Annotated in this window: 22 protein-coding genes; 12 read left to right on the top strand and 10 right to left on the bottom strand. The window is 50.0% G+C overall.

Annotation, left to right across the window (positions count from 1 at the left end; genetic code table 11):
• Positions 1–53: 53 nt before the first annotated feature.
• The 4 genes from BLS62_RS18670 to BLS62_RS18655 form a co-directional block, all read right to left on the bottom strand.
• Positions 54–1226 (bottom strand): DUF1513 domain-containing protein, encoded by a 1173-nt coding sequence (locus BLS62_RS18670; protein WP_093183810.1) that lies wholly within the window; start codon positions 1224–1226, stop codon positions 54–56.
• Positions 1207–2307 carry an imelysin family protein gene (locus BLS62_RS18665; protein ID WP_093183807.1) on the bottom strand — a complete coding sequence of 367 codons (1101 nt, stop codon included), beginning with the start codon at positions 2305–2307 and terminating at the stop codon, positions 1207–1209. Before BLS62_RS18665 ends, BLS62_RS18670 begins: the two co-directional genes overlap by 20 nt.
• A complete protein-coding gene (locus BLS62_RS18660) occupies positions 2307–3857 on the bottom strand; it encodes a di-heme oxidoreductase family protein (protein ID WP_093183804.1) in 1551 nt (516 codons plus the stop codon). Before BLS62_RS18660 ends, BLS62_RS18665 begins: the two co-directional genes overlap by 1 nt.
• A gap of 131 nt (positions 3858–3988) precedes the next feature.
• Positions 3989–5257, bottom strand: coding sequence for an imelysin family protein (locus BLS62_RS18655; RefSeq protein ID WP_093183801.1), 1269 nt, complete (start codon positions 5255–5257; stop codon positions 3989–3991).
• Positions 5258–5695: 438 nt separating this feature from the next.
• On the opposite strand from BLS62_RS18655, the gene BLS62_RS18650 reads away from it, so the two are divergent.
• The gene (locus BLS62_RS18650) at positions 5696–7546 is read left to right on the top strand and encodes a glycerophosphodiester phosphodiesterase (RefSeq protein WP_093183798.1); all 1851 of its coding nucleotides are present in this window, start codon (positions 5696–5698) and stop codon (positions 7544–7546) included.
• Between the two features lie 25 nt (positions 7547–7571).
• Positions 7572–7970 carry a hypothetical protein gene (locus BLS62_RS18645; RefSeq protein ID WP_093183794.1) on the top strand — a complete coding sequence of 133 codons (399 nt, stop codon included), beginning with the start codon at positions 7572–7574 and terminating at the stop codon, positions 7968–7970.
• A 39-nt stretch (positions 7971–8009) separates the two neighbouring features.
• On the opposite strand, the gene BLS62_RS18640 is transcribed toward BLS62_RS18645, so the two are convergent.
• The 5 genes from BLS62_RS18640 to mutM all read right to left on the bottom strand — a co-directional run bounded on the left by BLS62_RS18640 (position 8010) and on the right by mutM (position 12859).
• Complete coding sequence (locus BLS62_RS18640) at positions 8010–8204, bottom strand: hypothetical protein (RefSeq protein WP_093183791.1); 195 nt, start codon at positions 8202–8204, stop codon at positions 8010–8012.
• A 234-nt stretch (positions 8205–8438) separates the two neighbouring features.
• Positions 8439–9083 (bottom strand): GntR family transcriptional regulator, encoded by a 645-nt coding sequence (locus tag BLS62_RS18635; protein ID WP_093183789.1) that lies wholly within the window; start codon positions 9081–9083, stop codon positions 8439–8441.
• 178 nt (positions 9084–9261) lie between these two features.
• The gene (gene gndA / locus BLS62_RS18630) at positions 9262–10689 is read right to left on the bottom strand and encodes an NADP-dependent phosphogluconate dehydrogenase (RefSeq protein ID WP_093183786.1); all 1428 of its coding nucleotides are present in this window, start codon (positions 10687–10689) and stop codon (positions 9262–9264) included.
• A 200-nt stretch (positions 10690–10889) separates the two neighbouring features.
• A complete protein-coding gene (locus BLS62_RS18625; protein ID WP_093183783.1) occupies positions 10890–11834 on the bottom strand; it encodes an L-lactate dehydrogenase in 945 nt (314 codons plus the stop codon).
• A 122-nt stretch (positions 11835–11956) separates the two neighbouring features.
• Positions 11957–12859: a bifunctional DNA-formamidopyrimidine glycosylase/DNA-(apurinic or apyrimidinic site) lyase gene (gene mutM, locus BLS62_RS18620; RefSeq protein ID WP_093183780.1), complete on the bottom strand. Its 903-nt coding sequence runs from the start codon at positions 12857–12859 to the stop codon at positions 11957–11959.
• 108 nt (positions 12860–12967) lie between these two features.
• Here mutM and ubiE point away from each other — a divergent pair, with 108 nt between their 5' ends.
• From ubiE to BLS62_RS18605, 3 genes are all read left to right on the top strand, one after another.
• Complete coding sequence (gene ubiE / locus BLS62_RS18615; RefSeq protein WP_093183777.1) at positions 12968–13771, top strand: bifunctional demethylmenaquinone methyltransferase/2-methoxy-6-polyprenyl-1,4-benzoquinol methylase UbiE; 804 nt, start codon at positions 12968–12970, stop codon at positions 13769–13771.
• A 6-nt stretch (positions 13772–13777) separates the two neighbouring features.
• Positions 13778–15361 (top strand): 2-polyprenylphenol 6-hydroxylase, encoded by a 1584-nt coding sequence (gene ubiB, locus BLS62_RS18610; RefSeq protein WP_093183775.1) that lies wholly within the window; start codon positions 13778–13780, stop codon positions 15359–15361.
• 311 nt (positions 15362–15672) lie between these two features.
• Positions 15673–16335 (top strand): TetR/AcrR family transcriptional regulator, encoded by a 663-nt coding sequence (locus tag BLS62_RS18605; protein WP_093189189.1) that lies wholly within the window; start codon positions 15673–15675, stop codon positions 16333–16335.
• A gap of 6 nt (positions 16336–16341) precedes the next feature.
• On the opposite strand, the gene BLS62_RS18600 is transcribed toward BLS62_RS18605, so the two are convergent.
• Positions 16342–16962 (bottom strand): alpha-ketoglutarate-dependent dioxygenase AlkB family protein, encoded by a 621-nt coding sequence (locus tag BLS62_RS18600; RefSeq protein ID WP_093183772.1) that lies wholly within the window; start codon positions 16960–16962, stop codon positions 16342–16344.
• A gap of 138 nt (positions 16963–17100) precedes the next feature.
• Here BLS62_RS18600 and BLS62_RS18595 point away from each other — a divergent pair, with 138 nt between their 5' ends.
• The 7 genes from BLS62_RS18595 (at position 17101) to BLS62_RS18565 (ending at position 25592) form a co-directional block, all read left to right on the top strand.
• Entirely contained in the window at positions 17101–18594 is a 1494-nt protein-coding gene (locus BLS62_RS18595; RefSeq protein ID WP_093183770.1) for an FMN-binding glutamate synthase family protein, read from the top strand.
• 294 nt (positions 18595–18888) lie between these two features.
• Entirely contained in the window at positions 18889–20802 is a 1914-nt protein-coding gene (dnaK, locus tag BLS62_RS18590; protein WP_093183767.1) for a molecular chaperone DnaK, read from the top strand.
• A gap of 352 nt (positions 20803–21154) precedes the next feature.
• Positions 21155–22288, top strand: a complete 1134-nt coding sequence (dnaJ, locus tag BLS62_RS18585; RefSeq protein ID WP_093183765.1) for a molecular chaperone DnaJ — start codon at positions 21155–21157, stop codon at positions 22286–22288.
• 102 nt (positions 22289–22390) lie between these two features.
• On the top strand, positions 22391–22960 hold the full coding sequence (locus BLS62_RS18580; protein WP_244283600.1) for a class I SAM-dependent methyltransferase: 570 nt from the start codon (positions 22391–22393) through the stop codon (positions 22958–22960).
• A gap of 163 nt (positions 22961–23123) precedes the next feature.
• Positions 23124–23714 carry an NADPH-dependent FMN reductase gene (locus BLS62_RS18575; RefSeq protein WP_093183763.1) on the top strand — a complete coding sequence of 197 codons (591 nt, stop codon included), beginning with the start codon at positions 23124–23126 and terminating at the stop codon, positions 23712–23714.
• 123 nt (positions 23715–23837) lie between these two features.
• Positions 23838–24386, top strand: coding sequence for an ATP-dependent protease subunit HslV (gene hslV, locus BLS62_RS18570; protein WP_093183760.1), 549 nt, complete (start codon positions 23838–23840; stop codon positions 24384–24386).
• A 144-nt stretch (positions 24387–24530) separates the two neighbouring features.
• Positions 24531–25592, top strand: a complete 1062-nt coding sequence (locus BLS62_RS18565; protein WP_093183758.1) for a hypothetical protein — start codon at positions 24531–24533, stop codon at positions 25590–25592.
• Positions 25593–25601: the final 9 nt, after the last annotated feature.

Genomic DNA, 25601 nt, shown 5'->3' with positions numbered 1-25601 from the left:
CAATGCGCCAATTTCCGAGACGGCTGTAAAATGTGGATAGGCGTGTAAAGAGCTTAGCTACTCTTCAATATACCCAGTGGTGTCAGGTGGTTATCCCAGCTGATGCCTGCTGTTTGGTTGATAACTTGTGCTACCCTGTCTTCTGCACTGCCAAAGCTGAGGGCGCCATTGCCATCAGTAATCGCGAAGCTGCCTTCGTCCAACGGTGCAACACCGCAGCCGTCAACCACATCATGGGCACCGATAAAGGAGCGCTTGGCCACATCCCAGTAGAGGATCTTGCCGCCGCGGGGGCAGGAGGCTGCAATCACGTCTCCGCTCTTATTCATCTCGACGCTGCCAACGTAGTTTTGCAGGCTTTGAGTAATATCCTGAGGCATCTCCAGAGCCGTAGCGGCTTTATCCTGACCCAGATGCACCATCAGCGGAGGGGTTTCGCTCTTATCGCCTTGAAACTGCCCTCCAACCCAAACATCACCAGCGCCATCAAAGCTCATATGGCGCAGGGAAACCTGGTGTAACTCGGAGCCCAGCGAATGCTCGGCAAGTAGATCACCGGAAGCTGTGTCGATGAAGGTCACGGATGGTGTCATTGTCTCAAGATTGAGCTTCTCGCGCCCTTTATCGGGATGCGTTTGAATACCGCCATTGGCAACGACAAGGCGCTTGCCATCAGGTGAGAGCAGCAGGTCGTGTGGACCAATGCCAAAGCTTTCAAATTCTCCAATACGGCTGGGTACAGCACCAGACATATCGTAGACGCCGATTACACCGCGTGCATTCTCAAAGTCGTTTTCTGGCGCATAGGCAAGGCGTCCATCAGGAGAAAACACCCCGTGGCCGTAAAAGTGTCGTCCTTCTGGTGCGGTGAACACCAAAGGTTCGCCGCCAGTCATAACATCAATCAGAACAGCGAAATTCTCGGGTCGCCGTGCAAAGGAGAGCAAACGCCCATTGGTGCTATCGAAGGATATTGCGTGGCCACGGTCTGGCAAAGGAGCCTGAAACAGGATCTCGCCATCTTCGCTCACCACTGCAAGGGCATAGGAACCGTCCGGCCCCCGCAAAGCACTGGCGAACAGCTGCAAGTCTCGTGCGCTATCCAACTTCAGTGCATTGGCAAATGCGCTGGAAAGACCTGAGCCTAACAGTAACCCTGAGGCACCTAATCCTGCTAGGAAAGCTCGCCGGCTGATTGCAAGGGGTTTAGTCGCCGTCAAGCGCATTGAAGCCCCCAGCTAGTCCAAGGTATCCGGCAAGATCAGCGGCCATAATATCTTTTATGCCGCCAATGATAGTGGAGAGGTAAAGCAGCTTGTCGCGCACGTCCGGTTGTTTGCCTGTTTCCTGCAAAGGCTGCGGCAAGGCAGCCAAAAGACGTTGCGCATTGGAGAATTCAAAGCTTAGGGAGTTTGCAACCCAGCTCTCCTCACCTTCCAGTTGGTCGGCATAGTTGCCCGCGAGGTAGGCACTTTGAATGCCCTGTAAGCTGGCAGAAAGATAGGTTATCGCGTTGCCACTGCGCGCAAACGGAGCCTTCTTCGGATTAGCCTTTTTGGGGGTCTTCCCAAGCACTGCCAGTAGGTATTGATCTTTGTCAGCAATCAGGCCAGTCGTCAGACCGTTAAAGATCATCTCAGCCGCTTCTTTGTGCGTCTGAACGACACCACCATCTTTGGTTGGCTGCAACAGAGTTTTGGAAAAGCCATCGGGCTCAGCCCAGGCCGCTTCAAGCTCAAGAGCCGTGCCGCCAAGGTTGATGGTGATGCTCTCGGCATACTCACACAGGAAGGTCTTCTGCGCCCCGCTCTGGCCCAAAATCAGCTTCCCATCAGCGTCATAGGCAATCCGCTCCAAAGCGGTCAGGCCCTGAAGAGCGACGCTTTTGATGGAAAGAGACGCTGGATCAGTCACTGTCGGGTCAGATTTTGCAGTGATTTTAGTCACCTGCCGGCGAACAACTCCGCGTCCATCTGGCAAAAAGGCAAGACGTTGCGCAATGTTAGCCTGCCCCATCGGCCCAAACCGCAAAAAGTCGACGCCTGCAAGTGCAACGACCGCCTCTTTGAAGGCACTTGAAAATGCGGCGTTGGTCTCCGCGTTTGGTGTCGTGCAGACGGTGCCAGTGTTCTTTTCAAGCTGAGAAAGCGTAGTTACCAGCGTTTTTGTTGCCGGGCGAATGTAACCTTCCACGGTGGAAGATGCGATTTTGGCATAATCGGAGGTCTTACCCTCCTGTGCCTGTGTTCCTCCGGTAAAAGCGGCGGTAACAACAAGGCCGGCAGCAAAAACGCGCTTAAAGTGCATCAAAGAGACTCCAGGAACCGGATCAAGTTAGCTCGATCTTTGGCAGGCATTTCAATCACACGGTTCTTGGCGGTTTCCGCTTCTCCACCGTGCCACAGCACAGCTTCCAGCAGGCCACGCGCTCTGCCATCATGCAGAAAAAACCTGTGATTGTTGACTGTTTCAGTCAGACCAATACCCCAAAGCGGCGGAGTTTTCCATTCATTCCCATTGGCAGAACCAACAGGGCGATTATCGTCGAGGCCGTCACCCATGTCGTGCAGCAACAAATCGGTGTAAGGCCAGATCAACTGGAACTGCTGTGCCTTGGCTTCAGCATTGCGGTTGGTCACGTATTTTGGAGTGTGGCAGCTGGTGCAGCCGGTCTCGTAAAACACCTTTTTACCCGCCAGTACATTCACATCCTCAACATCGCGGCGGGCAGGTACAGCAAGGTTTTGTGAGTAGAAGGTGACCAGATCCATGATCGGATCCGGCGCTTCGGACACTCCCAAACGTTCCTGTTCACCATTTGGCAGTTCAAAGCACTTGGTCTGTGCTTCTGTACAGTCGCCATAGTTGTTTGGCTTGTACGGTGTCGAAATGCCGATATCGCCGGAGAACGCTCCAGCAGTTTGCGAACGAATGGTTGCGTTGCTGCCCTTCCAACCAAAGCGGCCAATGACCTTCAGGTCCTCATCAGCAGGATTAATCCAGCTCACACGTCCTGAAATTCCGTCGCTGTCAGAATCATCGGGGTCAGCTTTGGCAATCAGATCAGAAGGCGCAATCGCTTCCAGTAAACCAAGGCCAATCATGGGCGGCGCAACGCGCGGTGACATCAGCGCATGTTCGGAAAGAGAGCCATACGCCAGATTCTCGATGCTGTAAGTTGGCTTGCGAAGAGAGGCTGTTTCACCTTCGGAAAGCTGAACTTCAATCTCCTCGTAGGAGATCTTCATCTCACCTTCACCCGGCAAACCCGGCACGCCAAAGTTTTGCAACTGGCCGCCATAGGTCGGCTCAGGAATAAGAGGCAGTTCACCGCTTTCAATCAGAGCGCGCTCTTCGTCGGTTGAGGGCGCAACAGAAAGTCGAAGGAACATAGAGACTGGTCGCTCCTCACCAATTGGCGGGCGCCCACGTCCATCTTTCAAATGGCAGCTCTGGCAAGACCGTGCGTTAAACAGAGGCCCCAAACCATCAGAGGCTTGAGTGGAACTTGGAGACGACACCCAGAGCTTTTTGAACAGCCCGTTGCCGAGCTTGAATTCTTGTTCCTGCTTAAAGGTCAGGTTTGCACTCGAGTGAGAAAAAGAATCCCGATTGGTATGTTTGAGAGAGGTTGCCTTGCCAGCCTGCATACGCTCAAACACCTCAGCTTTACTGAAGGATTTTGGAGCAGCCAGAACACGAGTAACTTTCGCTTTATCCTCTGCGCTCAGATCGCCGCGCAGATCAATACTATCAGCACTTGCAGTAAGGGGGATAAGGAGGCTTGTGAGGGCTGCGGCGGTGGTGGCTAGCACTCCGGCACGAGGGCGAAGTGTGGCTGGAACCTGTCCTGGCATAGAAAGCGCCTATATTCTCTAAAAGCTTTCACAAAAACGCTGATCCACGCAAAACCTTGCAAACGTCAACGCAAATGGAAACGGGAGGGGAATAAGCCCCGCATAAGATGCCTCATGCGGGACCGGATTTCTTATTCAAATACGGCAGAAGGGCTGTCGAGGCTGTCGGAACCTTCAAATGCAATCTGTTCCAGCTTCAACACCTTTACAGCGCGCTGAATGGAGGTTGTCTGGTCGATCAGGCTATCGATAGCAGCCTGCACAACTGCATTTCCTTCAGTGTTTCCTTCGCCAATCATCTGGTCGTAGGCTTCAGTGGTTTCTGCGCGGACTTTCAGAGCTGTGAATGTGCCCATAGAAGCTGTCAGCTTGCCGGAAAGCTCGGTAGAAATTGCTGCATCTGCCTTTGCAATCAAGTCTTTAAGGGAAGCGCCCTTAACTACTGTGCCATCTACACGCTTGTATTCACCAAAGAAGACGTTGTTGATGCCTTTAACGTCGTTGTAGTGAGACATGTGCGTGTTGTCAGAGAAACAATCATGCTCTTCTTCAGGGTCGTTCAGCATCAGGCCAAGCTTCATACGCTCACCAGCCAGCTCGCCGTAAGATAGGGAACCCATACCAGTCAGGATGGTTGCGATGCCGCCAGCATCACCCTTGTCTGCAAGTTCTTTACGGGCTGCGCCATCAACCTGCCATGCGGCAACCATGTCTTCCAGATCGGTAATAAGGAGCTTGGTTGCTGCCTGAAGGTAGGCTGCACGGCGGTCACAATTGCCACCGGTGCAATTCTTGGTGTCGTAGTCAGTTGCAGGGCGGGAGCCAGCACCTTTCCCCGTACCGTTCAGATCTTGTCCCCACAACAGGAACTCAACAGCGTGGTAGCCGGTTGCAACGTTTGATTCAACTTCACCAGCTTCCTGCAGCTTTTCAGAAAGCAGAGCAGGGGTGATGTTGGTTGCGTCAATGTCTTCACCAGCAATCGTTACTTTGGTGTTGGCAATAATGTTGGCTGCGTAGAATGGGTTTTCTTCGGAGTCAGCACCGTAAGACGCATCAACGTAATCGATCAAACCTTCATCGAGAGGCCAGGCGTTTACTTTGCCTTCCCAGTCATCGACGATTGCGTTGCCAAAGCGGTAAACTTCAGTCTGCTGGTAAGGGTTACGTGCAACAAGCCATGCGCGGCGTGCAGCTTTCAGGTTCGCTTCGGTTGGCTCAGCAACAAGAGTGTTGATTGCTGTTTCCAGACCCATAGCAGTGCTCAGGGAATCTTCAAATGCTGCCTGTGCAATGTCGCCGTAATTGGCCAGTACATCAGAAGGTGTTGCTGCCATAGCAACGGAAGAAAGGCTGCCAAATGCGACTGCACCAAGCAGTGCGCTACGGATAATGCTCATTGAAATCCCCTTGTTGTGCAGCGCAAACGCGAGTCTCTGTACTCGTGTTTTAAGCAAGCTGCACTAATTCAGTTAGAAAACCTGTCCACGCTCTTAAGCGCGAGAAAACTAGGGGGTATTTCATATTCTTGACTGTTGATGTCAAGTTTAAATCTCTATGGTTTCAGTAGTTTAGAGTGTTTCTAAATATGAGTTTTTACTGCAACATATTGGCTTCAAACGCTTTTCATAAGTTTTGCACTTGCAAATCATTCGCAAAAAAAGTTTGAATAATTGCAGGAAATCAACGAATCCCCTGTTCTCTTATTACGCTTTGTTGCCCATATCTTGACTTCACACCTGCCATGAGTTCTTAACGAACCTTCTCCAGATAGAGTTGCAGCGGCATAGTGCGGCCAGTCCATCTGTCTGCTTAATCATCAACAATAAGATCAGGGTATGGCAGCTAGACTACACACACTTGGCCAGTTGCTTTTGCGCGGATGGAAGGCGAATGCATTTCGCTTGTTTCTTGTGCACTATGCCTTTGTTTTTATTGGAGCTGTTGCCATTACACCTGTGGTTGCGGGTCTAAGCAATTTCCTAATTGGCTTGTCTGGCAATGCTGTGCTGGCTGATTATGAAATTGCTTCGTTCTTCCTTTCTCCAATTGGACTGTTTGGTGCGTTCTGCTTTGTCGTTGTTGTCATCGCAATGGCCCTGCTGGAACAGGTCGCCTTGCTTGCGGTGCTGGACCGGCCTGAACATGCCTTACCCGCAACCCGGAATGCCTTGTTTTCTACGCTTGGCATGTTTCCCCGGCTTGGCATGTTTGCATGGCGTCTGACGCAAAGGCTGCTGGTTGCGATGGTTCCGGGGCTGGTTATAGTCGCCCTGAGTGTGCTGATTTTCCTTCAAGATCACGACATCAACTATTACCTGCAGTATCAGCCGGTGGAGTTTTGGCTTGCCGCATTCTTTATCGGCATTGGCCTGGCTCTGGCGATTGTGGTGCCTCTTTACGCGATCCTTGTCTGGGGCTTGACGTTGCCACTTGTGGTCCTGAGAGATCATCCTGTCCGATCTGTCTTCCCCCGCGCGCGCTTCCTATCTCGCGGATTAAGGCATGTGTTCGCCGGAGCTGTATCAATATGGCTACTGGTGAATGTTGTGATCCATGCGGTCTTCCTCATTCTTTTGGAACTGCTCGGCTCCTACGTCATCTCATTCACAGAACAATCCCCAAATGCATTGGCAGCCATACTGGGCAGTCTGGTGGTGTTGCTACTGGTCGGAAATACGCTGATCAGTGGCTTGATGTCTGGCAGCATGGCGTTGACTTTCAAAGCAGCTCTTTATCTGGCAGATGGGAAAGGCCACACTTTCTCCGAGGTGCCGCATACACCTAAGTTGGAAACCAAGTGGACCAGTCCTCTTACACCTGTCCGCTTGGGGCTTCTGATCACGCTTGCAGCGGTTGTCGTTGTCACAACAGGTACTTATTGGGTGTCAACGGATCTGCCTCAAAGAGAGGTTTTGATCATAGCGCATCGCGGAGCATCGGCCCATGCACCTGAGAACACCATCGCTGCGCTGGAAAGAGCCATTAAAGACGGCACGGATTGGATCGAGGTTGATGCGCAGGAAGCGGCAGATGGGACCATTGTGATCGCACATGACAGCGATTTCATGCGCCTGGCAAGCAACCCCGTCCGGGTCTGGGATCTCACTCTGGATGAAATCAAGGGAATTGATGTCGGTAGTTGGTTTGCAAAGGAGTTTCGCGGAGAGCAGGTTCCAACCCTTCGTGAGGCACTTGAGACAGTCAAGGGAAAAGCAACTCTCCTCATCGAATTGAAATTCTACCCACGCAGCCTCAATAAAAATCTGGAGCAGGAGGTGGCGCGAATTGTCGCAGAAGCGGGAATGGAAAAAGATATTGCGATCATGTCTTTAGAACGTTCTGCCCTCACAAAGATGCGTGAATTGGAGCCAACATGGAACACAGGTCTTCTTACCGCCACATCTATAGGTAATTTCTCAGAGCTTGAAGGAAACTTCGTCGCCGTATCGACCGCCTCTGCCTCTCTGAATTTTATAAGAAGAACACAAGAGACAGGTAAAAAGGTTTTTGTTTGGACGGTTAACAATCCATCTACCATGTTCAGGTACATATCCATGGGCGTAGACGGAATTATCACCGATGATCCGGCACTGGCGCGAAATACATTGGAAGAATATAAAGAAATGAACCAGTTTGAGCGGCTATTGCTTCACACTTCGGTCCTTTATAATCTGAGTTTAAATTGATCTGGACCTCTAAAGAATTTTGCAAATGCCATATATCCTAGTAATCTTTTTGGGCGCGTTACTCACAGCCCTCTCTCTGGTCAACCCAGCGACCTCCCAGTCTCCTGCGATCGTTCTTGGTGACCGCGATACCGTCAACGCGATCGTTGATGAAGTTGACCTCCCGGATGATCGTCGTGGACTTGTTCACGCTATTTTGGAAGACGCTCGCGTAAAGGCGGAGCGAATGGATGGCGCGTTACTGCCAATTTCAGCCACTGCAGAACCTTTGGTTCAGTTACCGGAAGAAGGTTTGATGCTTGAGCAATTGGACGAAGAAACACGTAGTGAGCTCACCGATGTCTTGAGCGAGGAACAAATGTCCGAGCTTCACCGCGCCATTAAAGTGGTGCTGGTAAGTAACAGAACCACCAGCATAGACTGATTTTAAACAGCCACTTATCTTATTGAAGTAATGAGCTTATTATTCTGTATCTTCGTTATCGTCTGGAATAGCCAGATCCACGGCTCCCCCAACGATACTTGCTCCCACTTTGGCAGTCGTTGTTACTGCAGTTGTTGCAACAGAGACGGCAGTTCCGCCAACTGAAACAACCGCACAACCAGAAATTACAGTCAATACTGCCAAGGCGCAGGTGGCACGTACGGTAAAATTCATTTATTCCCCCAAGAATACTATAATAGACCTCCCCGAAGGTCGCTTATTACCCTTTAATTAAAGGGGTAATAATTACGAATTCGCTACTTTATCCCCCTTCGCACAATGCTCTTTCCGAATTATCGTTGAAACGACAGCAAAACGATCAGCATCCTGCTTAATTTGCCAGCAACGCAAAAAAGCGCATCCTGAACGTCAGAACACGCTTTAAATTACAAAATGGCGGTAAGAGCTTTATGTGAGCAGCGTGAAAAACTTTAAACGCGCTTTGTGAGCTTCAGCAATGTGATGGCGGGCAGCACTATCTGCGCGGTCACAGTCACGTTTTGCAATCGCGTCTACAATTTCCGCATGCTCTTCAATGGCAAGACGACGGCGATCATCGTCAGTCAATGTCGTGCCCGCAAGCAGCAGCAGGGATAGCCGCATATGATCAATCTGTTCAACCAGATAGCGGTTGTGGGATGCGAGGTAAAACCGGCGATGAAACTCGCGGTTGGTTTTGATCAGGCGCTCAGCATCTGCCAAGTTTTGCAAATCGGAGTCCACCATCTCCTTCAAAATTTCGATTTCTGCAATTGAAGCGTGTTGAGCTGCAAGACGACCGGCAGTTCCTTCCAGAACTTCACGAAGATAATAGAGTTCGCTGATCTGGTTATGGTCCAGACTAGGGACAACCATACCCCGGTTCGGTTCATGAACAGCGAGACCTTGTGCCTCCAGCCGTTTCAACCCTTCACGGATTGGAGTACGGCTTACGCCAAACTTTTCAGCCAGCTCTGCTTCGCGCAAGCGACTTCCGGGCTTGAGTTCACGCGTTTCAATCGCCTTAATAAGGCGGCGATAGATCTCAGCTCCATTTGGTGAATTGGCAGTCACGATGCATTCCTGGGATTATTGAACGGTCTTGCGAACTTTATTCAGCCAAAACCTGTTTGCATAAATTTTGGCAGGGCCTCTGTATGAGACCCTGCCAATTAGAAGAGCGATTTCTCGCAATTTCGATCAGGCATAGCACGCGCTGGTTAATAACTCACATGCCTGAGTTGCTTTATGCTTACGCACCACCAGCAGGCCAAGGGCCGTGGAAGCCGGAACCGTCTTTATCTGTACGTTCAAAACCATGTTGACCAAAGAAGTCACGCTGGCCCTGAATAACATAAGCAGATGTACGCGTCTGGCGGATCATGTCGAAGGAACCAAGAGCGGCGGAAAGCGCAGGTGTTGGGATCCCGTTGCTGATGCCCATGCACAGGACGTCACGAAGGCCAGGGACCGCATCTTTCATGCGCTCAGCGATGGTAGGAGCAAGGTAGAGGGACGCCAGCTCAGGGGTCTCGTCATAAGCCTGTGCGATCTCATCAAGGAAGCGGGAGCGAATGATACAGCCTTCGCGCCAAATGCGAGCGATATCGCCCATTGGTAAGTCCCAGCCGTTTTCTTTGCCGCCAGCAGCTAGCACAGAAAAACCTTCTGCATAGGCAGCGATTTTACCAGCGATCAAAGCACGCTCACAAGCTGCGATGCCTTCCTGCTTTTCATCCCAGGCCAGTGTTTCGTCAGATTGCGGGTAGATTTCAGCAATTTCCTGACGCAAAGCGTGGTTTGCAGACATACAACGAGCTGCAACAGCAGCGTCGATAGCTGTTGCAGGAACACCCAGCATATGCGCTTCAACAGCAGACCAGCGACCTGTGCCTTTTTGGCCTGCCTTATCCAGAATAACATCCAGAATTGGCTTGCCGCTCTCTTCATCAACCACACCCATCACGTTAGCCGTGATTTCAATGAGGTAAGACGCAAGAGGGCCTTGGTTCCACTTGGTGAAGATTTCGGCCTGTTCTTGAATGCTCAAACCAAGGGTCTTGGTCAGGACTTCATGAACTTCAGCAATCATCTGCATGTCAGCATATTCGATGCCGTTGTGCAGTGTTTTCACAAAGTGGCCAGCACCTTCAGGACCCATCAGGGCACAGCATGGCTCGCCATTGTGTTTTGCTGAAATTGCTTTGAGAATTGGCTCAATGCGCGCATAGGCTGTTTCAGAAGCACCAACCATGATGGATGGGCCGAAACGAGCGCCTTCTGCACCACCGGAAACGCCCATACCTACAAACGTAAACGGCGTATCAGCCAGTTCTTTGTAGCGGCGATTACTGTCGTGGAAGTCGCTGTTGCCTGCGTCGATAAGGATATCGCCGTCTTCAAGGTGCTCTTTCAAAACTGCGATCTGTTGGTCAACAGGGTCGCCAGCCGGCACCATCAAAATGATGGGGCGTGGAGCCTTGATGTTGGCAACCAGTTCTTCCGGGCTGTAGCAAGGAATGAACATATCTTTGAGATGGCCAGCGTTTTCTATAAACGCCTCGGTTCCTTTTGCAGTTCGGTTGAACACAGCTACCTTGTAGCCGTTGTCTGCAATATTGAGTGCCAGATTGGCCCCCATGACGCCCAGTCCACTAAGACCGATATCCGCCTGTGTCATCAATACTCTCCGCGCTGCAAGATGTGCACAAGGCCGACTGAAAACTTAGCCCAAAAACCAACTTGGAGGTTGTATGCGCTTGTGCATCAAAATCTAGGTCTGTGGCATATGGGAAAAACGGCATTTTGCCAAGGCAGGAATAAAAAAATTCCGCAAAAGCCCAATAAAACGATCAAAACAGGGCTCTTGCGGAGTGTTCTTTATTTTAGGTGCTTGGAAAGCACTTCGTTTGCTGCAGTTTCCAACGCAATAGCAGAAGCTTGCAGTTGGCTGTGCTCAAGCTCGTCCAGACTAGGCAGAAGCGTGGCTTCAATGCCTTTAGCTCCAAGAACGCGCGGAACAGACAATGCAGTATTTTTCACGCCAACAATCTCTTCATTGACGATCGATAGGCTGATCACAGCATGCTCGTTTGTCACGATGGCTTTTACGATGCGAGAAAGTCCGGCACCAATGCCGAAATTGGTTGCGCCTTTGCCTTCGATAATGGAGTAGGCCGCGTACCGAACACCATGATCAATGCGATCACGGACCTCTTGAGTAATTGGCTTGTTGATTTGCTCAGCAAACGTAAACAGAGGTGAGTTACCTGCTTTGGCGCCAGACCAGACGAGCACTTCGCTATCTCCATGCTCACCAAGGACATCCGCATGCACAGAGGTTGGCGTGATGCCAAGATGTTTACCTAACAGGGTACGGAAGCGAGCGGTATCGAGGATGGTACCAGATCCGATAACACGGGTACGAGGAAGACCTGAAATCTTCGTTGCAACCTGTGTCATGATATCGACTGGGTTTGTCGCAATGATCAGGATTGTGTTTGGGGCGTACTTCAGCACTTCCGGGATGACGGTTGCGAACACGCCTGCATTACGGGCAAGCAGCTGGATGCGAGTCTCGCTCGGTTGCTGACTAACCCCGGCAGCGATGACAACAACAGCAGCATCTTTCAAATCGCTGTAGTCACCACCAATAATGTTCATCGGACGGGAAAACGGTGTTGCGTGAAGGATATCTTCTGCTTGAGCAATCGCAAGTTTTTGGTTGTGATCGACAAGTACGATTTCATTGCCCACACCGCCCATGGCCATGGAATAAGCAGCAGTACTTCCAACTGCGCCAACACCAACTACACCGATCTTCATAGGGCCATCCTTTTATGATTGTCCGCCGGGCAACCGCCCGAAACAGAATTCTATGCAAGTCTCCTAGTCATTTGCTTAACCGAATGCAAACCAATGGCGCGTGACATATCAGCTTGCGTAAATCATTTCTGGCACTGAGGGCAAAAGAATGTTGAACGGCCATGTTGCACTTTCCGTTCAATTACGCCTGAACAGCCCGTCGTTTTACAAGCTTCACCTTCCCGGCCATAGACAGAAAAATTGTGCTGAAAGTACCCCAGTGAACCATCTGCTTGCCGGTGATCTTTGAGAGAAGAGCCCCCTGAGGCGATAGCTTCCTGAAGGACCTCGCGAATGTGATTGGAAAGCTCATCTGCCTTTTTGAGGGACTTACCGGATTTCCCGGAGAGACTTCCCGCACTGTTGAAGGGGTTGAGGCCAGCTCTCCAGAGAGCTTCGCACACGTAAATGTTACCAAGTCCGGCAACAAATTTCTGATTGAGCAAAGCTGCTTTCAGAGTTGTCTTACGATTTCCAAACAGGTTTGCGAGATAAGCCCCATCCAACTCATTACCCAATGGCTCAATACCCATCTCGGCAAACATGGGGTGCGCGGCAAGCTCACTTCGTGGGATCAAAATCATGAACCCGAACCGACGTGGATCATTATAAACGATTTTGACTATGGTTTCCTGTTCGGCGGGTCGCACATGAAACACCACATGGTCATGTTGTGGGTGTTTTCCTTGAGCATGATACATTTCAACGGTTTGCTGCGGCTCCGCATCATCGGTCTCAATCCACCGGAAGGAGCCGGACATTCCTAGATGCATAACCAGAACATCACCGCTATCCAGATCAAGCAGGAGATATTTTGCTCTGCGTGTGAACGAAACGACTTGCCGGTTTTCTATCCGTTCAACAAAGTCATCTCCAAATGGAAAACGAAGATCAGGACGGCGTTGTTCGACCCTGCAAATTGTTGCATTGTCGAAAAATGGAGCGAGTCCGCGGCGGACTGTTTCAACCTCCGGTAATTCAGGCATAAGATATCCGTTGGTACACTGGTTTGCGGCTGGGCAAAGATTACGTTCAAGAATAGCGCTTTGTAACAAGCTGTACTATGTTCGCCCGCGAAATGGAGTGATTTGATTATGGCGCGTGAATTCTCAACCCCTGAGCAAGCTTCGGTGACAGATCCGTCCGAAATGGCGACAAGCTTCGGGTTTCGTACCGTTCGTGAAGGTGAAAAGCAGGATTTAGTGGATGATGTTTTCCACAAGGTAGCCTCGCGTTATGACCTGATGAACGACCTGATGTCTGGTGGATTGCACCGTCTTTGGAAAGACGCGATGGTTTCCAACATGCGACCTCCCAAGAATGGCGCCCGCGAATGGCGACATCTGGATGTCGCAGGTGGAACTGGTGATATCGCAACCCGCGTGGTTGAACGCTCAAACCGAACCGTAATGTCCACAGTGTGTGATATCAACGGCTCCATGCTCGGTGTTGGCAAAGATCGCGCAGCAGCTGCTGGACTTTCCGGCAATATCGAATTTGTTCAAGGCAACGCAGAAGAACTCCCATTTCCTGATAAACATTTCGATGCTTACACAATTGCTTTCGGTATCCGTAATGTGCCGCAAATCGACAAAGCGCTAAAAGAAGCACATCGCGTATTGAAACGCGGCGGACGCTTTATGTGTCTGGAGTTCTCTCAGGTAGATGTACCCGCGCTGGATAAAGTCTATGATTTCTTCTCCTTCCATGCGATCCCGAAAATCGGAAAAATGGTAACAGGGGATGGCGATCCCTACAGCTATCTGGTCGAATCCATCCGCAAATTTCCAAATCAAGAACGATTTGCGCAGATGATACGGACGGCAGGCTTTGAACGGGTCACCTACCGTAATTACACCGGCGGTATCGCTGCACTTCACTCCGGCTGGAAAATCTAACCAGTTATGATCGCAAGTATTTTACCTCTCTTACGTTTAATCTACGCGGGCTTTGTTATGGCGCGTGAAGGTGTGTTCGGCTTGGTTTCCTTGCCAGATCTACCACCCGGCCCGCGTTTGGCTATTGGAATCGCTCGCCTTGCTGAACGCCGTGGTGTTGAGAAAAAAGACGCCGCCGCACGCCTCACAGTGGCTTTAAACCGCCTTGGCCCCTCCTATATCAAACTGGGTCAATTCCTTGCAACGCGTCCTGATGTGGTTGGCAAAGAGGCTGCAAAAGAGCTTTCTGAGCTGCAGGATAATGTTCCTGCATTTGCGATCGAGCACGCCCGCAAAACGATTGAAGAGCAACTCGGCGGCAACGTTGAAGATCATTTTGAAGAGTTTGGCGAGCCAGTAGCCGCAGCCTCAATTGCTCAGGTTCACCCAGCATATTTTCGGAACCGAGATGGCGATTTGCAAAAGGTCGCGGTTAAAGTTTTGCGGCCCGGTGTTGAGCGTGGTTTTAAGCGCGACTTGAAAAGCTTCTATCTCGCTGCTGGTTTAGCTGAGCGATTTAGTGCAGCCAGCCGTCGACTTCGCCCGCTAGCAATGGTTGAAACCTATGAAGCAGCCGTCCATCTGGAGATGGATCTGCGTATGGAAGCTGCTGCGCTTTCAGAAATGGGCGAAAACAGCAAAGAAGACGAATCCTTCCGTGTTCCTTCGGTGGAATGGGCGCGTACGTCTCGCTCCGTCTTGTGTATGGAGTGGATTGACGGTGTAAAGCTCTCCAACGTTGAGGGAATTAAAGAAGCTGGTCACGATTTGGCTGAGCTCGGCAACAAAATTATTCAAAGCTTTTTGCGCCATGCTGTCCGCGATGGATTCTTCCATGCAGACATGCACCAGGGGAATCTGTTCGTAGAGGCCGATGGCACTCTAGTTGCTGTTGATCTGGGCATCACGGGACGTCTGGGCTTTGCAGAGCGTCGGTTCCTGGCTGAAATCCTCTACGGCTTTATAACGCGTAACTATGTCCGCGTGGCTGAAGTGCATTTTGAGGCAGGCTACGTGCCTGCGGATCAAGATGTGAACGTGTTTGCACAAGCAATCCGGGCGATTGGCGAGCCAATTCACGGTCATGACGCCAGTGAAATCTCAATGGCCCGCCTGCTGACCCAGCTGTTTGAAGTGACTGAGATGTTTAACATGCATACTCAGCCACAACTGATTTTGCTTCAGAAAAACATGGTGCTTGCAGAAGGCGTTGCCCGGTCGTTGAACCCGCATCTTGATATGTGGAATACGGCTGATCCAGTCGTAACCAGTTGGATTCAAAGAAACCTCGGGCCTATGGGGCGGATCTCTGATCTGGCAACAGGGCTAACTATTATCGGTCGTTTGGCAACTGACCTTCCGATTATTGCAGACCGCGCCAGCAAATTTTCCAACCAATTGGAAGCGATGGCGAACAACGGCTTGCGGTTTGATGAAGCGACAACAGAAGCAATTGGCAAATCAGAAGCGAAGCACAGTCGTTCGAGCCGCGTTGCGCTTTGGGTTATCGCAATAGCACTTTCCGTCATTGCATATAGTACTTATACCTAAATGAAAATCGCAATAGTTGCAAAGACACGGGAGCTCATGAGCTCCCGTTTTCTGTTTCAGGAAGCGAATTGAAAACTATTTCATGCTTGGTTTTTCAGTTAATTGAAATACTTATCAAGTTACTACATATTTTTATCTAAGTTTTATATAGTCATTGCAATTAATGATATGAATTATAGGCGGGTTGTTACTCATTAAAACGTGCTAAAACCGGAATAGATCGATAAGAGTATTTGTGAAATCTAAGGGGCTGTTCGATCTCCTTCAGATTTGCAGTACATATGTGTAACTATCTTCCTGGAGGTGCTGCTGTGCCAGACAGTTCTGTAATAGGGACCCGTGAACGGTTGCTTGATGCGGCCGAACGCTTGCTCGCTGAACATGGTCTTGCGGAAACTTCTGTGAGAATGATTACCGAAAAAGCGGAGGCAAACGTCGCCGCTGTGAACTATCACTTCGGCAGTAAGGATGATCTTGTCAAAGCCGTATTTATGCGTCGTCTGAGAGAGATTGATGACATGCGTATGCAACGGCTTGACGCTTTGGAAGTTGGCGGACGCCAGCCCGATGTTGAGGAAATCACACGTGCCTTCATGGAGCCCTTGGTTGTTCAGGGAATTTCACGGGAAACCGGGAAACTCGTTCCGTTTGTTGTGCTTATCCGGCAGGTGTTCTCCGATCCGGAATCCGGTCAAAAGATCATGCATTCCTGGGAGCCGCCCAAAATTATCCTACGCATCACAAAAGCCTTGGCCAAAGCAACGCAAAGTGACATCCCAAGCGGACCGCGCGCCCAACTTTTGATGATGCTGATGCACAGTGCGACACTTGAGGCGCTTTACGTCGTTACTGGAGCCTCCAAAGGTCCATACGATGAAGAAATGGATCAAGATGAAATCGTAGAAGGCACAATCCGGTTCGTATCTAGTGGCATCCGTGCATTCTTCATGTCAGACGCATTGGAAGACGCCTAAGTCTCTTTAAATTGGCGAAACGCGCCGTAATGTAAGGTTCAGCCGGCCTCCATCCTTCAGGAGGCTGGAACTGCCTCCTTGAATGCGATCAATACCGTGATAGCAAAGCCGTGCATCCCCACCAAGAACGACAACATCCCCTGATTGTAACCTAAGTGATTTAGTAGGCCCGCCTCGTTTGACCCCGCCCAACTTAAATATAGCGGCATCTCCAAGGCTTACGGAAACCACCGGTGCATCAAATGTCTTCTCATCTCGGTCCTGATGCATTCCCATTTTCGCGGTCGCTGCATAATAGTTGACGAGACAGGCCTCCGGCGGCGCTGCGCAATGTCCAACCTTCTGCCACAGATTGATGAGAACCTCAGGGATAGCAGGCCAATTTCGACCGCTCACTGGGTGTTGTGCTTGATACCTATATCCCTTGAGATCAGAAACCCAACCAAGATCGCCTAGATTTGTCATGCGAACTGAGAACTCTTTACCCGTTCGCGGCATGACAGGTGTGAAGAGCGGCGCTTCGGCAACAAATTCCCGGAGTAGACCAACCAATTCCCTCTGGTCCTTCTCTGAGAAATAACCTGGGAGGTACTGAAAACCTTGGGGAAATGCATCACCCATCTGCATGTATACACCTAATGAGTATGAGTGCTTCCTCTCTAAAGGGAAGACTAAAAAAACTGGAAAATATCAAAGGATTTACCACAAGCGACTTTAACCCATTTTCTTCAAAATATATGGCTTCTCAATTAAGGAGAACTGCAAATGCATTTGTTGCCCCCATTGCTCAGTGCTGTACTGAATATTTTTGCTGCAATCGTCTCCTTAACTATCCTCTTTGCAGTCATTTCGGTGGTTGTTCTTTATGTGATTGACCGGCGGCAGCATAAAGATGCGATACGGCACAATTTCCCTGTTGTTGGACGTTTTAGATCGCTTTTCACATATCTGGGCGAGTTTTTTCGGCAATATTTCTTCGCCATGGATCGCGAGGAAATGCCGTTTAACCGTGCCGAGCGAACCTGGGTGGATCATGCGTCTAAGGCTGAAGGAAATACGATGGCTTTCGGTTCTACAAAAAACCTTAGTTTGCCGGGAACCGCGCTCTTTGTGAATGCGCCATTTGCGAAGCTGGAAGAAGAAATTGACGAACCTGAACCGTTGTTGATCGGCCCATACGTCGAAAACCCCTACATCCCGCCAAGTTACTTCAACATCTCGGGTATGAGTTTTGGGGCTATTTCACGACCAGCAGTTCTGGCTCTTTCCCGTGGTGCCAAAATGGCAAACTGCTGGATGAACACTGGGGAGGGAGGGTTGTCTCCCTACCATATTGAGGGGGGAGCTGACATCGTCTTCCAAATTGGCACAGCCAAGTATGGTTGCCGAAATGATGACAGTACTTTGAATGAAGATAAGCTGCGGAAAATAACTGAGCATTCTCAGGTGAAGATGGTTGAGATTAAGCTCGCACAAGGCGCAAAGCCGGGCAAGGGTGGCTTGCTTCCAGGCGGAAAAGTTACCCCGGAAATAGCAGAAATTCGTGGCATCAAAGTTGGGCAACCATCGCACTCCCCCAATAGGCATCCAGAAATCAGTAATACTGGGGAACTGTTGGATTTTATTGACCGAGTCCGAAAGATCGCCAAAAAGCCGGTTGGTTTTAAAACGGTGATAGGGTCATCCCTGTGGGTTGAGCAACTCTGCAAAGAAATAAACCATCGTGGCATCGAACATGCGCCAGATTTCATCACTATAGATTCAGCTGATGGAGGGACAGGTGCAGCCCCAATGCCGCTTATGGACAATGTCGGCCTGCGCATTGCCGAAGCGCTCCCCATGGTCGATCAGGTGCTGCGGAGACATGATTTGCGCGGGCGTATACGCATCATCGTGTCGGGAAAACGAATCACACCCTCAGCAGTTGCTTTGATGTTATGTTCAGGTGCTGATTTTGCGGTCACTGCGCGCGGGTTCATGTTTGCTCTTGGCTGCATTCAAGCTATGCGGTGCAATAAAAATACATGCCCAACCGGCATAACAACGCATGACGAAGCTCTTCAAGCAGGTCTCGACCCAACTGACAAAAGCCACCGTGTTGCAGCCTACTGTCATAGTGTACGCAAAGAAGTAGATATGATCGCCCATGCATGTGGTGTTGATGCTGCGCGAGAACTTTCACAAGAGCATGCCCGCATCGTCCAAGAAAACGGGCATTCGGTATCTTTAGAAGAATTATATCCACATGCTCCCCACTAGAAATGGGGGTAATGTTGGAAAGAGTGATGCGCTAGAGGTGTTACTAGGTGGTTTTCCAAAGAAAAGTTCAATTTCTTAACTCAGAAAAGGCTTCCAGTAGCTCTTGTGTCGATATATCGGGTGCTGTCTCTTGCAGGGGCAGTGCACCCCTCTTATATAGCCAATTGAAGTTTTCTTGCGTGTTTGCGACAACTCACGCAAGTGCAATGTGTTGGGGACCGGGCTGGAAGCGTATCCAGCCTTACTCGAAGGCCTACGGGGTTCGGGCGGTCTGCCTAAAGGAGAGTGAAAAACATGGCAAAGGTCATCGGAATCGACCTCGGCACGACTAATTCGTGCGTATCTGTAATGGACGGCAAAGACGCCAAAGTAATTGAGAACGCAGAAGGTGCGCGTACTACCCCTTCTATGGTTGCGTTCGCTGATGATGGCGAGAAGCTTGTAGGTCAGCCGGCTAAGCGTCAGGCTGTTACCAATCCAACAGACACTCTGTTCGCAGTTAAGCGTCTTATCGGTCGTCGTTTTGACGATCCAACAGTCGCTAAAGACAAAAAGCTGGTTCCATACGAAATCGTTAAAGCTGACAACGGCGACGCATGGGTAGAAGCTGAAGGCGAAAAGTACTCCCCATCTCAGGTTTCCGCTTTTATCTTGCAGAAGATGAAAGAAACGGCTGAGAGCTTCCTGGGTGAAACTGTTACTCAGGCTGTTATCACTGTTCCTGCATACTTCAACGATGCTCAGCGTCAGGCAACAAAAGATGCCGGTAAGATCGCTGGCCTTGAAGTTCTGCGTATCATCAACGAGCCTACCGCGGCTGCCCTTGCATACGGCATGGACAAGAACGACGGTAAAACCATTGCTGTTTACGATCTTGGTGGTGGTACCTTCGATGTTTCCGTACTGGAAATTGGCGATGGCGTATTTGAAGTTAAGTCCACCAATGGTGATACCTTCCTCGGTGGTGAAGACTTTGACATGCGTCTGGTTGACTACCTTGCTGGCGAATTCAAAAAAGAGCAGGGCATCGACCTTAAGAACGACAAGCTCGCATTGCAGCGCTTGAAAGAAGCTGCTGAAAAAGCAAAGATTGAGCTGTCCTCCGCATCTCAGACCGAAATCAACCTGCCGTTTATCACTGCAGATGCTTCCGGTCCTAAGCACCTTACACTGAAACTGACACGCGCTAAGTTTGAACAACTCGTTGACGATCTCGTTCAGCGGACTGTTGCTCCGATGAAAGCAGCCCTGAAAGACGCTGGTCTTACCGCAGGCGACCTTGATGAGGTTGTTCTCGTTGGTGGTATGACCCGTATGCCTAAAGTTCAGGAAGTTGTGAAGCAGTTCTTCGGCAAAGAACCTCATAAGGGTGTGAACCCAGATGAAGTTGTTGCGATGGGTGCTGCTATTCAGGCAGGCGTTCTGCAGGGCGACGTTAAAGACGTTCTACTTCTTGACGTTACTCCACTGTCCCTTGGTATCGAAACTCTCGGTGGCGTATTCACCCGCCTGATCGACCGCAACACCACTATCCCTACGAAAAAGGGACAGGTTTTCTCTACAGCTGAAGATCATCAGACTGCAGTGACCATCCGTGTGTTCCAGGGCGAGCGTGAAATGGCTGCGGATAACAAAATTCTGGGTCAGTTTGACCTGGTTGGTATCCCTCCGGCACCACGCGGCGTTCCACAGGTTGAAGTTGCCTTCGACATTGATGCGAACGGTATCGTGAACGTGTCCGCGAAAGATAAAGGCACCGGCAAAGAACAGCAGATCCGCATTCAGGCATCTGGTGGACTATCCGACGCTGATATCGAACAGATGGTGAAAGACGCTGAATCTCACGCTGAAGAAGACAAAAAGCGTAAGGATATTGTCGAAGCCAAAAACCAGGCTGAAGCCCTTCATCACTCAACAGAGAAATCTGTCAAGGAGTACGGCGATAAGGTTTCAGATGAAGATAAGTCTGCTATCGAATCCGCTTTGGCTGCATTGAAGGTGTCTCTTGAAGGTGAGGATCTGGAAGATATCACTGCGAAGACACAGACCCTCGCTGAAGTTTCCATGAAACTTGGCGAAGCAATGTACAAGGATGCACAGGAAGACGTCGGTGAAGAGCCTGCTGATGACGGTGCCCCTGAAGCTGTAGATGATGTTGTTGATGCTGATTTCGAAGAAGTCAAAGACGACGACAAAAAATCCAGCTAAATTATGCTTTTGGCCCGCAAGTTCAAATGAGCTTGCGGGCTTAGCTTTATTCAAGTATTTCCCGATTGTACGGAAGAATTAAATTAAAGAGATCATTTCGGCTGCAATTGCATTTGAAAGATCTGCTTCCTACATATGGAATGTCAGTGGCGTGTGCGCTGTTTTTATGGCTGCACCGAAAAACTGGCTAAGCAGTAAACAGATTTGTTTTGAAGATGAGCGCTGTCTGCGAATTCGTTTCTCTCAATGAGAAAGTGAGTTTGGTTGACGCTGATAATTTCGGACAGAGCCTAAGGCTCTTCTGAAACTTCGAAACGCAAATAGACGTCATGTCTTTGGAGCTTATTTCACCATGTCTAAACGCGACTACTACGAGGTGCTGGGGGTAGCACGGGAGGTCGACGAGAAGGCACTGAAGAGCGCTTATCGCAAACAAGCAATGAAGTTTCATCCTGACCGGAATCCTGGAAATGATGAAGCGGAAGCAAACTTTAAGGAAGTAAGCGAAGCTTACGAATCCCTGAAAGACCCGCAGAAGCGCGCTGCCTACGATCGATTTGGCCATGCAGCCTTTGAAAACGGCGGCCCTGGTGGTGGTGGAGCTGGTCATGGCGACTTTTCTTCAACCATGTCAGACATCTTTGACGAGTTCTTCGGCGGTGGCGGTGGCGGCGGTGGTCGTCGCAGTTCAGGCCGTGAGCGCGGTGCAGATCTTCGTTACAACCTGGAAGTCTCTCTTGAGGAAGCTTACGAAGGTAAGTCCGTTGAGATTGAGGTTCCAACTTCTGTAACCTGTGAGCCATGTAGCGGTTCTGGTGCGAAGTCTGGCACACGGCCATCTACCTGCCCAACCTGTGGCGGTGTAGGTCGTGTACGCGCAGCTCAGGGCTTCTTTACTATGGAGCGGACCTGCCCAACCTGTCAGGGGCGTGGTGAGATTATCACTGACCCATGCGATAGCTGTGGCGGTACTGGTCGGACGACAAACGAACGCACCCTCTCTGTAAGCATTCCATCAGGTATCGAAGACGGAACTCGTATTCGTCTTTCTGGGGAAGGAGAAGCAGGTGCACGTGGAGGTCCAGCAGGGGATTTGTATATTTTCCTGTCTATTCGTCCACATGAATTCTTCCAGCGTGATGGTGCCGATATTTTCTGTCGTGTGCCGATCTCAATGACGACTGCTGCTTTGGGTGGTCAGTTTGAAGTTCCAGCGCTGGATGGCAACACTGCGCGTGTAAAAGTTCCTGAAAGTACTCAGACTGGTAAGCAGTTCAGACTGCGCGGTAAGGGCATGCGTGTTATGCGGTCTAGCCAGCTGGGGGATATGTATATTCAAGTTGCAGTTGAGACTCCCACAAGCCTGACGAAAAGGCAGAAAGAGCTTCTAACAGAATTTGAAGGTGAATCTTCGAGCGAGAACCACCCTGAATCTACAGGCTTTTTCGCGAAGGCAAAAGATTTTCTGGAAAATTTCAAAACTTAGACCTTTAAAAACCCTCTAAGTAGTAATATCTCTGTTGAGTTCTATACAGGCGCAACGGAGAGTTGAATGTTTGACGAAACGAGGTCACGGGCGGAGAACGCCTTGAACAAATTTCGTGAACCCTCAAGGTTTCTTCGGGCGTGGGTGGAAGCACCACTCACGACCGGAGCTGTCGCGCCTTCAGGCGCAGTCCTTGCTCGACGGATGGCAGAATTTGTCCCCGTCGACTCAGTGAATCCAGTTCTGGAACTTGGGCCCGGCACAGGGCCGGTCACCAAAGCGATCCTTGAAGCCGGCATTTCCAAGGAACGGCTGACTTGCTTGGAATTCAGCGGTGATTTCTGCAAACACCTCTCAGAAAAATTTGATGGACTTCATGTTGTGCAGGGGGATGCTTACAATATGCATCCTAGCTTGCGGCACATTGAGCCGAATTCACTATGTGCGGTTGTCTCAAGTCTGCCATTGGTTTCGAGACCGATGGAATATCGGCTCAAATGCATACGTGATGCCTTCGCGCTCATGCGACCGGGCGCACCGTTTGTCCAGTTTTCATATTCTTTGGCATCTCCAGTTTCACTGAAATCAAAAATGTTTAGCTGGTCAAAAACTGGCTGGATAATAAGAAACATCCCGCCTGCACGGGTATGGATTTACCGTAAGCCGTTTTGATGCTCCGTGGTTTTGACAAAACATGCTGTAGACGCCTAAAAACGCTCTCCTCACATAAACCTTACGCTCGGTCATTCTGAGGTATTCTCTGCACCGGAATTATTCGAGTTCAGTTTTCTCCTGAAAACAAGGAGTGCTGAGCCATGGTTGTGAGGATCTTTTGATGAAGCCCAAGATACTTGTTTTTTCAGGTTCAACGCGAGTTGGTTCGTTTAACAAAATGCTGGCAGAACTGGTGGCTAAGCACCTGACATTGGCAAATGCTGATGTCACCATGATCAGTCTGGCAGACTACCCACTCCCAATTTATGATGGGGATTTGGAAGATGAAAAAGGGATTCCGGAAAATGTGTTCAAGCTGAGAAAGCTGATTGAGACGCATCACGGCATCTTCATTGCAAGCCCAGAATATAATTCTTCAATCACTCCGTTGCTCAAAAATACTCTGGATTGGATCAGTCGCATTCAACTGCCGGAGGAAGAACCGCTTCAGTTGTTCCATACCTCAATCTACGCTGTAGGTGGCGCCTCGCCGGGGGCACATGGGTCGCTGCGTGGTTTGATGCATCTGCGGACAATCATGGAAGTGTCGCTAGGATGTCTTGTTCTGCCAGAAATGATCTCGATAAACTTTGCTGGAAAGTCATTTGATGAGAACGGTGATCTCACGAAAGATCACATGAAGAAGCGCCTTCACAAGCTGGTTGAGCGCTTTGTGAAAGCGGCCGGTCACGTAAAGCTGCAGGATAACTGAGTTTTTTTGAGGAGCTGCATTGGCAAGGCGGAGAGGACTACATACATAATAGCTCAGAACATGTTTTGAAAATGAGTTGAGCGTGAGTTTGCTCCGCCGCCAATAAACTCTGGAGATAAATGAATGAGTGAACCTGAACAGTGGCACGGAACGACAATTTTGTCTGTACGCAAAGGCGGCAAGGTTGTCATCGTCGGGGATGGTCAGGTGTCTCTTGGGTCCACAGTCATCAAAGGGACAGCGCGGAAGGTTCGCCCGCTCGCGAATGGTACGGTTATTGGCGGGTTTGCTGGTGCCACGGCTGATGCATTTACGTTGTTTGAGCGCTTGGAATCCAAGCTGGAACAATATCCGGGCCAGCTCATGCGCGCCTGCGTTGAATTAGCAAAGGATTGGCGTACAGATCGCTATTTACGCCGTCTTGAGGCAATGATGCTTGTCGCGGACAAGAGCAATTCATTGATCTTGACAGGGACGGGTGATGTTCTGGAACCAGAAAATGGCGTGATGGCCATTGGCTCCGGTGGTAACTTCGCACTTTCTGCCGCACGCGCATTGGTTGATATGGATCTCACAGCAGAAGAGATCTGCCGTAAATCCATGGCTATTGCAGCGGATATCTGTGTTTATACAAACAATAATATTACGCTAGAATCTCTCAACGAAGAGTGACGTTGGCGACAAGTGTAGGCTGGGGAGCCTTGGCCATAGGTTCTCCGGCACTTTTCCAAACTGTACATTTTGAGATCAGCTTAGATTGTTAAACCAAATATACTTGAACCGGTTATCGTTCCAGTTCGAATTGACGAGGATCTGATGATATCACGAGCGTCCCTTACCGGAGCTGTTTCTGCCGGAATTATCAGTTCGGAGCAAGCTGATAAGCTTGTCCCCTATTTGACACTCCAATCCGAAAACCCTGAAAAAATCCATGCCAATGAATACCCTCACGATCCCGAGGAAGTGCGCTTCACTCGTGGGTTTCATGATATCTTCATAAGCCTTGGCATCCTCATTGTTTTCGCAGGCTATTGCATCGGTCTGGGAGATCCTCTAACGAGCGGCGGAAACTCAACTGCGTATGTAGCAGGCGGTGGCGCGGTTATCGCTTGGGCGTTGGCTGAGTGGTTTACCAAGAAAAAGAAACTCGCTCTACCATCAATTCTTTTGACCGGTATTTTCGGGGCGGCCATGGCTCTGATTGGTTTTGGGTTATTTGCGCCCCCAATCCGTATCTTTAGTCCCGATGCCACCCAGATTATTCTAAGCTCACTCTTTGCGTTGGCAGGAGCAGCTCTTTTCTATTGGCGGTTTAAAGTGCCAATCACACTGACAGTCATTATTGCTGGAATAATGGGCTTGATCGTTGGTCTGCTTGCTAAGGCGACAGATGGCAAGATTGTTGACTACCTGTCATGGGTCTCTATGGCCTCCGGGTTGTTCGCATTTGCCTGTGCGATGTATTTTGACTCTCGAGATGTCAAACGTGAGACGCTTAATACAGACAAGGCTTTCTGGCTTCATCTGCTGGCAGCACCTCTTATCGTGCATTCCATTTTAAGTGGCGTGTATTTTGAAGATCTGACTGAAACCTATGCTTTGCTCTCAATCGCTGTAGTTTTGGCATTTGGAGCGGTCGCGCTTGTCATCGACCGACGTGCAATGCTTGTTGCAGCCCTGAGCTATCTTGGGTTTGCTCTCGCTTATTTGCTGGAGTTAGCCGATTTCTCCGCATCACAACTAACTGCTATCTCTCTCGTTCTACTCGGGAGTTTTGTTTTGCTGCTGGGTTCAGGTTGGAATGTGGCGCGACGGATCGTCATGCGCCCTCTTGCAGGAACCGCCCTCACTACATATCTGCCACCTATTCGGAACTAGAAAGTAAGA

It is taken from the genome of Pseudovibrio sp. Tun.PSC04-5.I4 (assembly GCF_900104145.1).
In the GTDB taxonomy this organism is placed as follows: domain Bacteria; phylum Pseudomonadota; class Alphaproteobacteria; order Rhizobiales; family Stappiaceae; genus Pseudovibrio.
Note: the sequence above shows the minus strand (reverse complement) of the source record. Positions and strands in the feature narration are given on the sequence as shown.

Bases quoted from the DNA above. Each gene is read 5' to 3' on its own strand.
- BLS62_RS18650 (WP_093183798.1), top strand. From the start codon at position 5,696: ATGGCAGCTAGACTACACACACTTGGCCAGTTGCTTTTGCGCGGATGG.
- mutM (WP_093183780.1), bottom strand. From the start codon at position 12,859: ATGCCTGAATTACCGGAGGTTGAAACAGTCCGCCGCGGACTCGCTCCA.
- BLS62_RS18645 (WP_093183794.1), top strand. From the start codon at position 7,572: ATGCCATATATCCTAGTAATCTTTTTGGGCGCGTTACTCACAGCCCTC.
- BLS62_RS18665 (WP_093183807.1), bottom strand. From the start codon at position 2,307: ATGCACTTTAAGCGCGTTTTTGCTGCCGGCCTTGTTGTTACCGCCGCT.
- gndA (WP_093183786.1), bottom strand. From the start codon at position 10,689: ATGACACAGGCGGATATCGGTCTTAGTGGACTGGGCGTCATGGGGGCC.
- hslV (WP_093183760.1), top strand. From the start codon at position 23,838: ATGAGTGAACCTGAACAGTGGCACGGAACGACAATTTTGTCTGTACGC.
- dnaK (WP_093183767.1), top strand. From the start codon at position 18,889: ATGGCAAAGGTCATCGGAATCGACCTCGGCACGACTAATTCGTGCGTA.
- BLS62_RS18625 (WP_093183783.1), bottom strand. From the start codon at position 11,834: ATGAAGATCGGTGTAGTTGGTGTTGGCGCAGTTGGAAGTACTGCTGCT.
- BLS62_RS18655 (WP_093183801.1), bottom strand. From the start codon at position 5,257: ATGAGCATTATCCGTAGCGCACTGCTTGGTGCAGTCGCATTTGGCAGC.
- BLS62_RS18670 (WP_093183810.1), bottom strand. From the start codon at position 1,226: ATGCGCTTGACGGCGACTAAACCCCTTGCAATCAGCCGGCGAGCTTTC.
- BLS62_RS18600 (WP_093183772.1), bottom strand. From the start codon at position 16,962: ATGCAGATGGGTGATGCATTTCCCCAAGGTTTTCAGTACCTCCCAGGT.
- BLS62_RS18660 (WP_093183804.1), bottom strand. From the start codon at position 3,857: ATGCCAGGACAGGTTCCAGCCACACTTCGCCCTCGTGCCGGAGTGCTA.
- ubiE (WP_093183777.1), top strand. From the start codon at position 12,968: ATGGCGCGTGAATTCTCAACCCCTGAGCAAGCTTCGGTGACAGATCCG.
- ubiB (WP_093183775.1), top strand. From the start codon at position 13,778: ATGATCGCAAGTATTTTACCTCTCTTACGTTTAATCTACGCGGGCTTT.
- BLS62_RS18575 (WP_093183763.1), top strand. From the start codon at position 23,124: ATGAAGCCCAAGATACTTGTTTTTTCAGGTTCAACGCGAGTTGGTTCG.
- BLS62_RS18565 (WP_093183758.1), top strand. From the start codon at position 24,531: ATGATATCACGAGCGTCCCTTACCGGAGCTGTTTCTGCCGGAATTATC.
- BLS62_RS18595 (WP_093183770.1), top strand. From the start codon at position 17,101: ATGCATTTGTTGCCCCCATTGCTCAGTGCTGTACTGAATATTTTTGCT.
- BLS62_RS18640 (WP_093183791.1), bottom strand. From the start codon at position 8,204: ATGAATTTTACCGTACGTGCCACCTGCGCCTTGGCAGTATTGACTGTA.
- dnaJ (WP_093183765.1), top strand. From the start codon at position 21,155: ATGTCTAAACGCGACTACTACGAGGTGCTGGGGGTAGCACGGGAGGTC.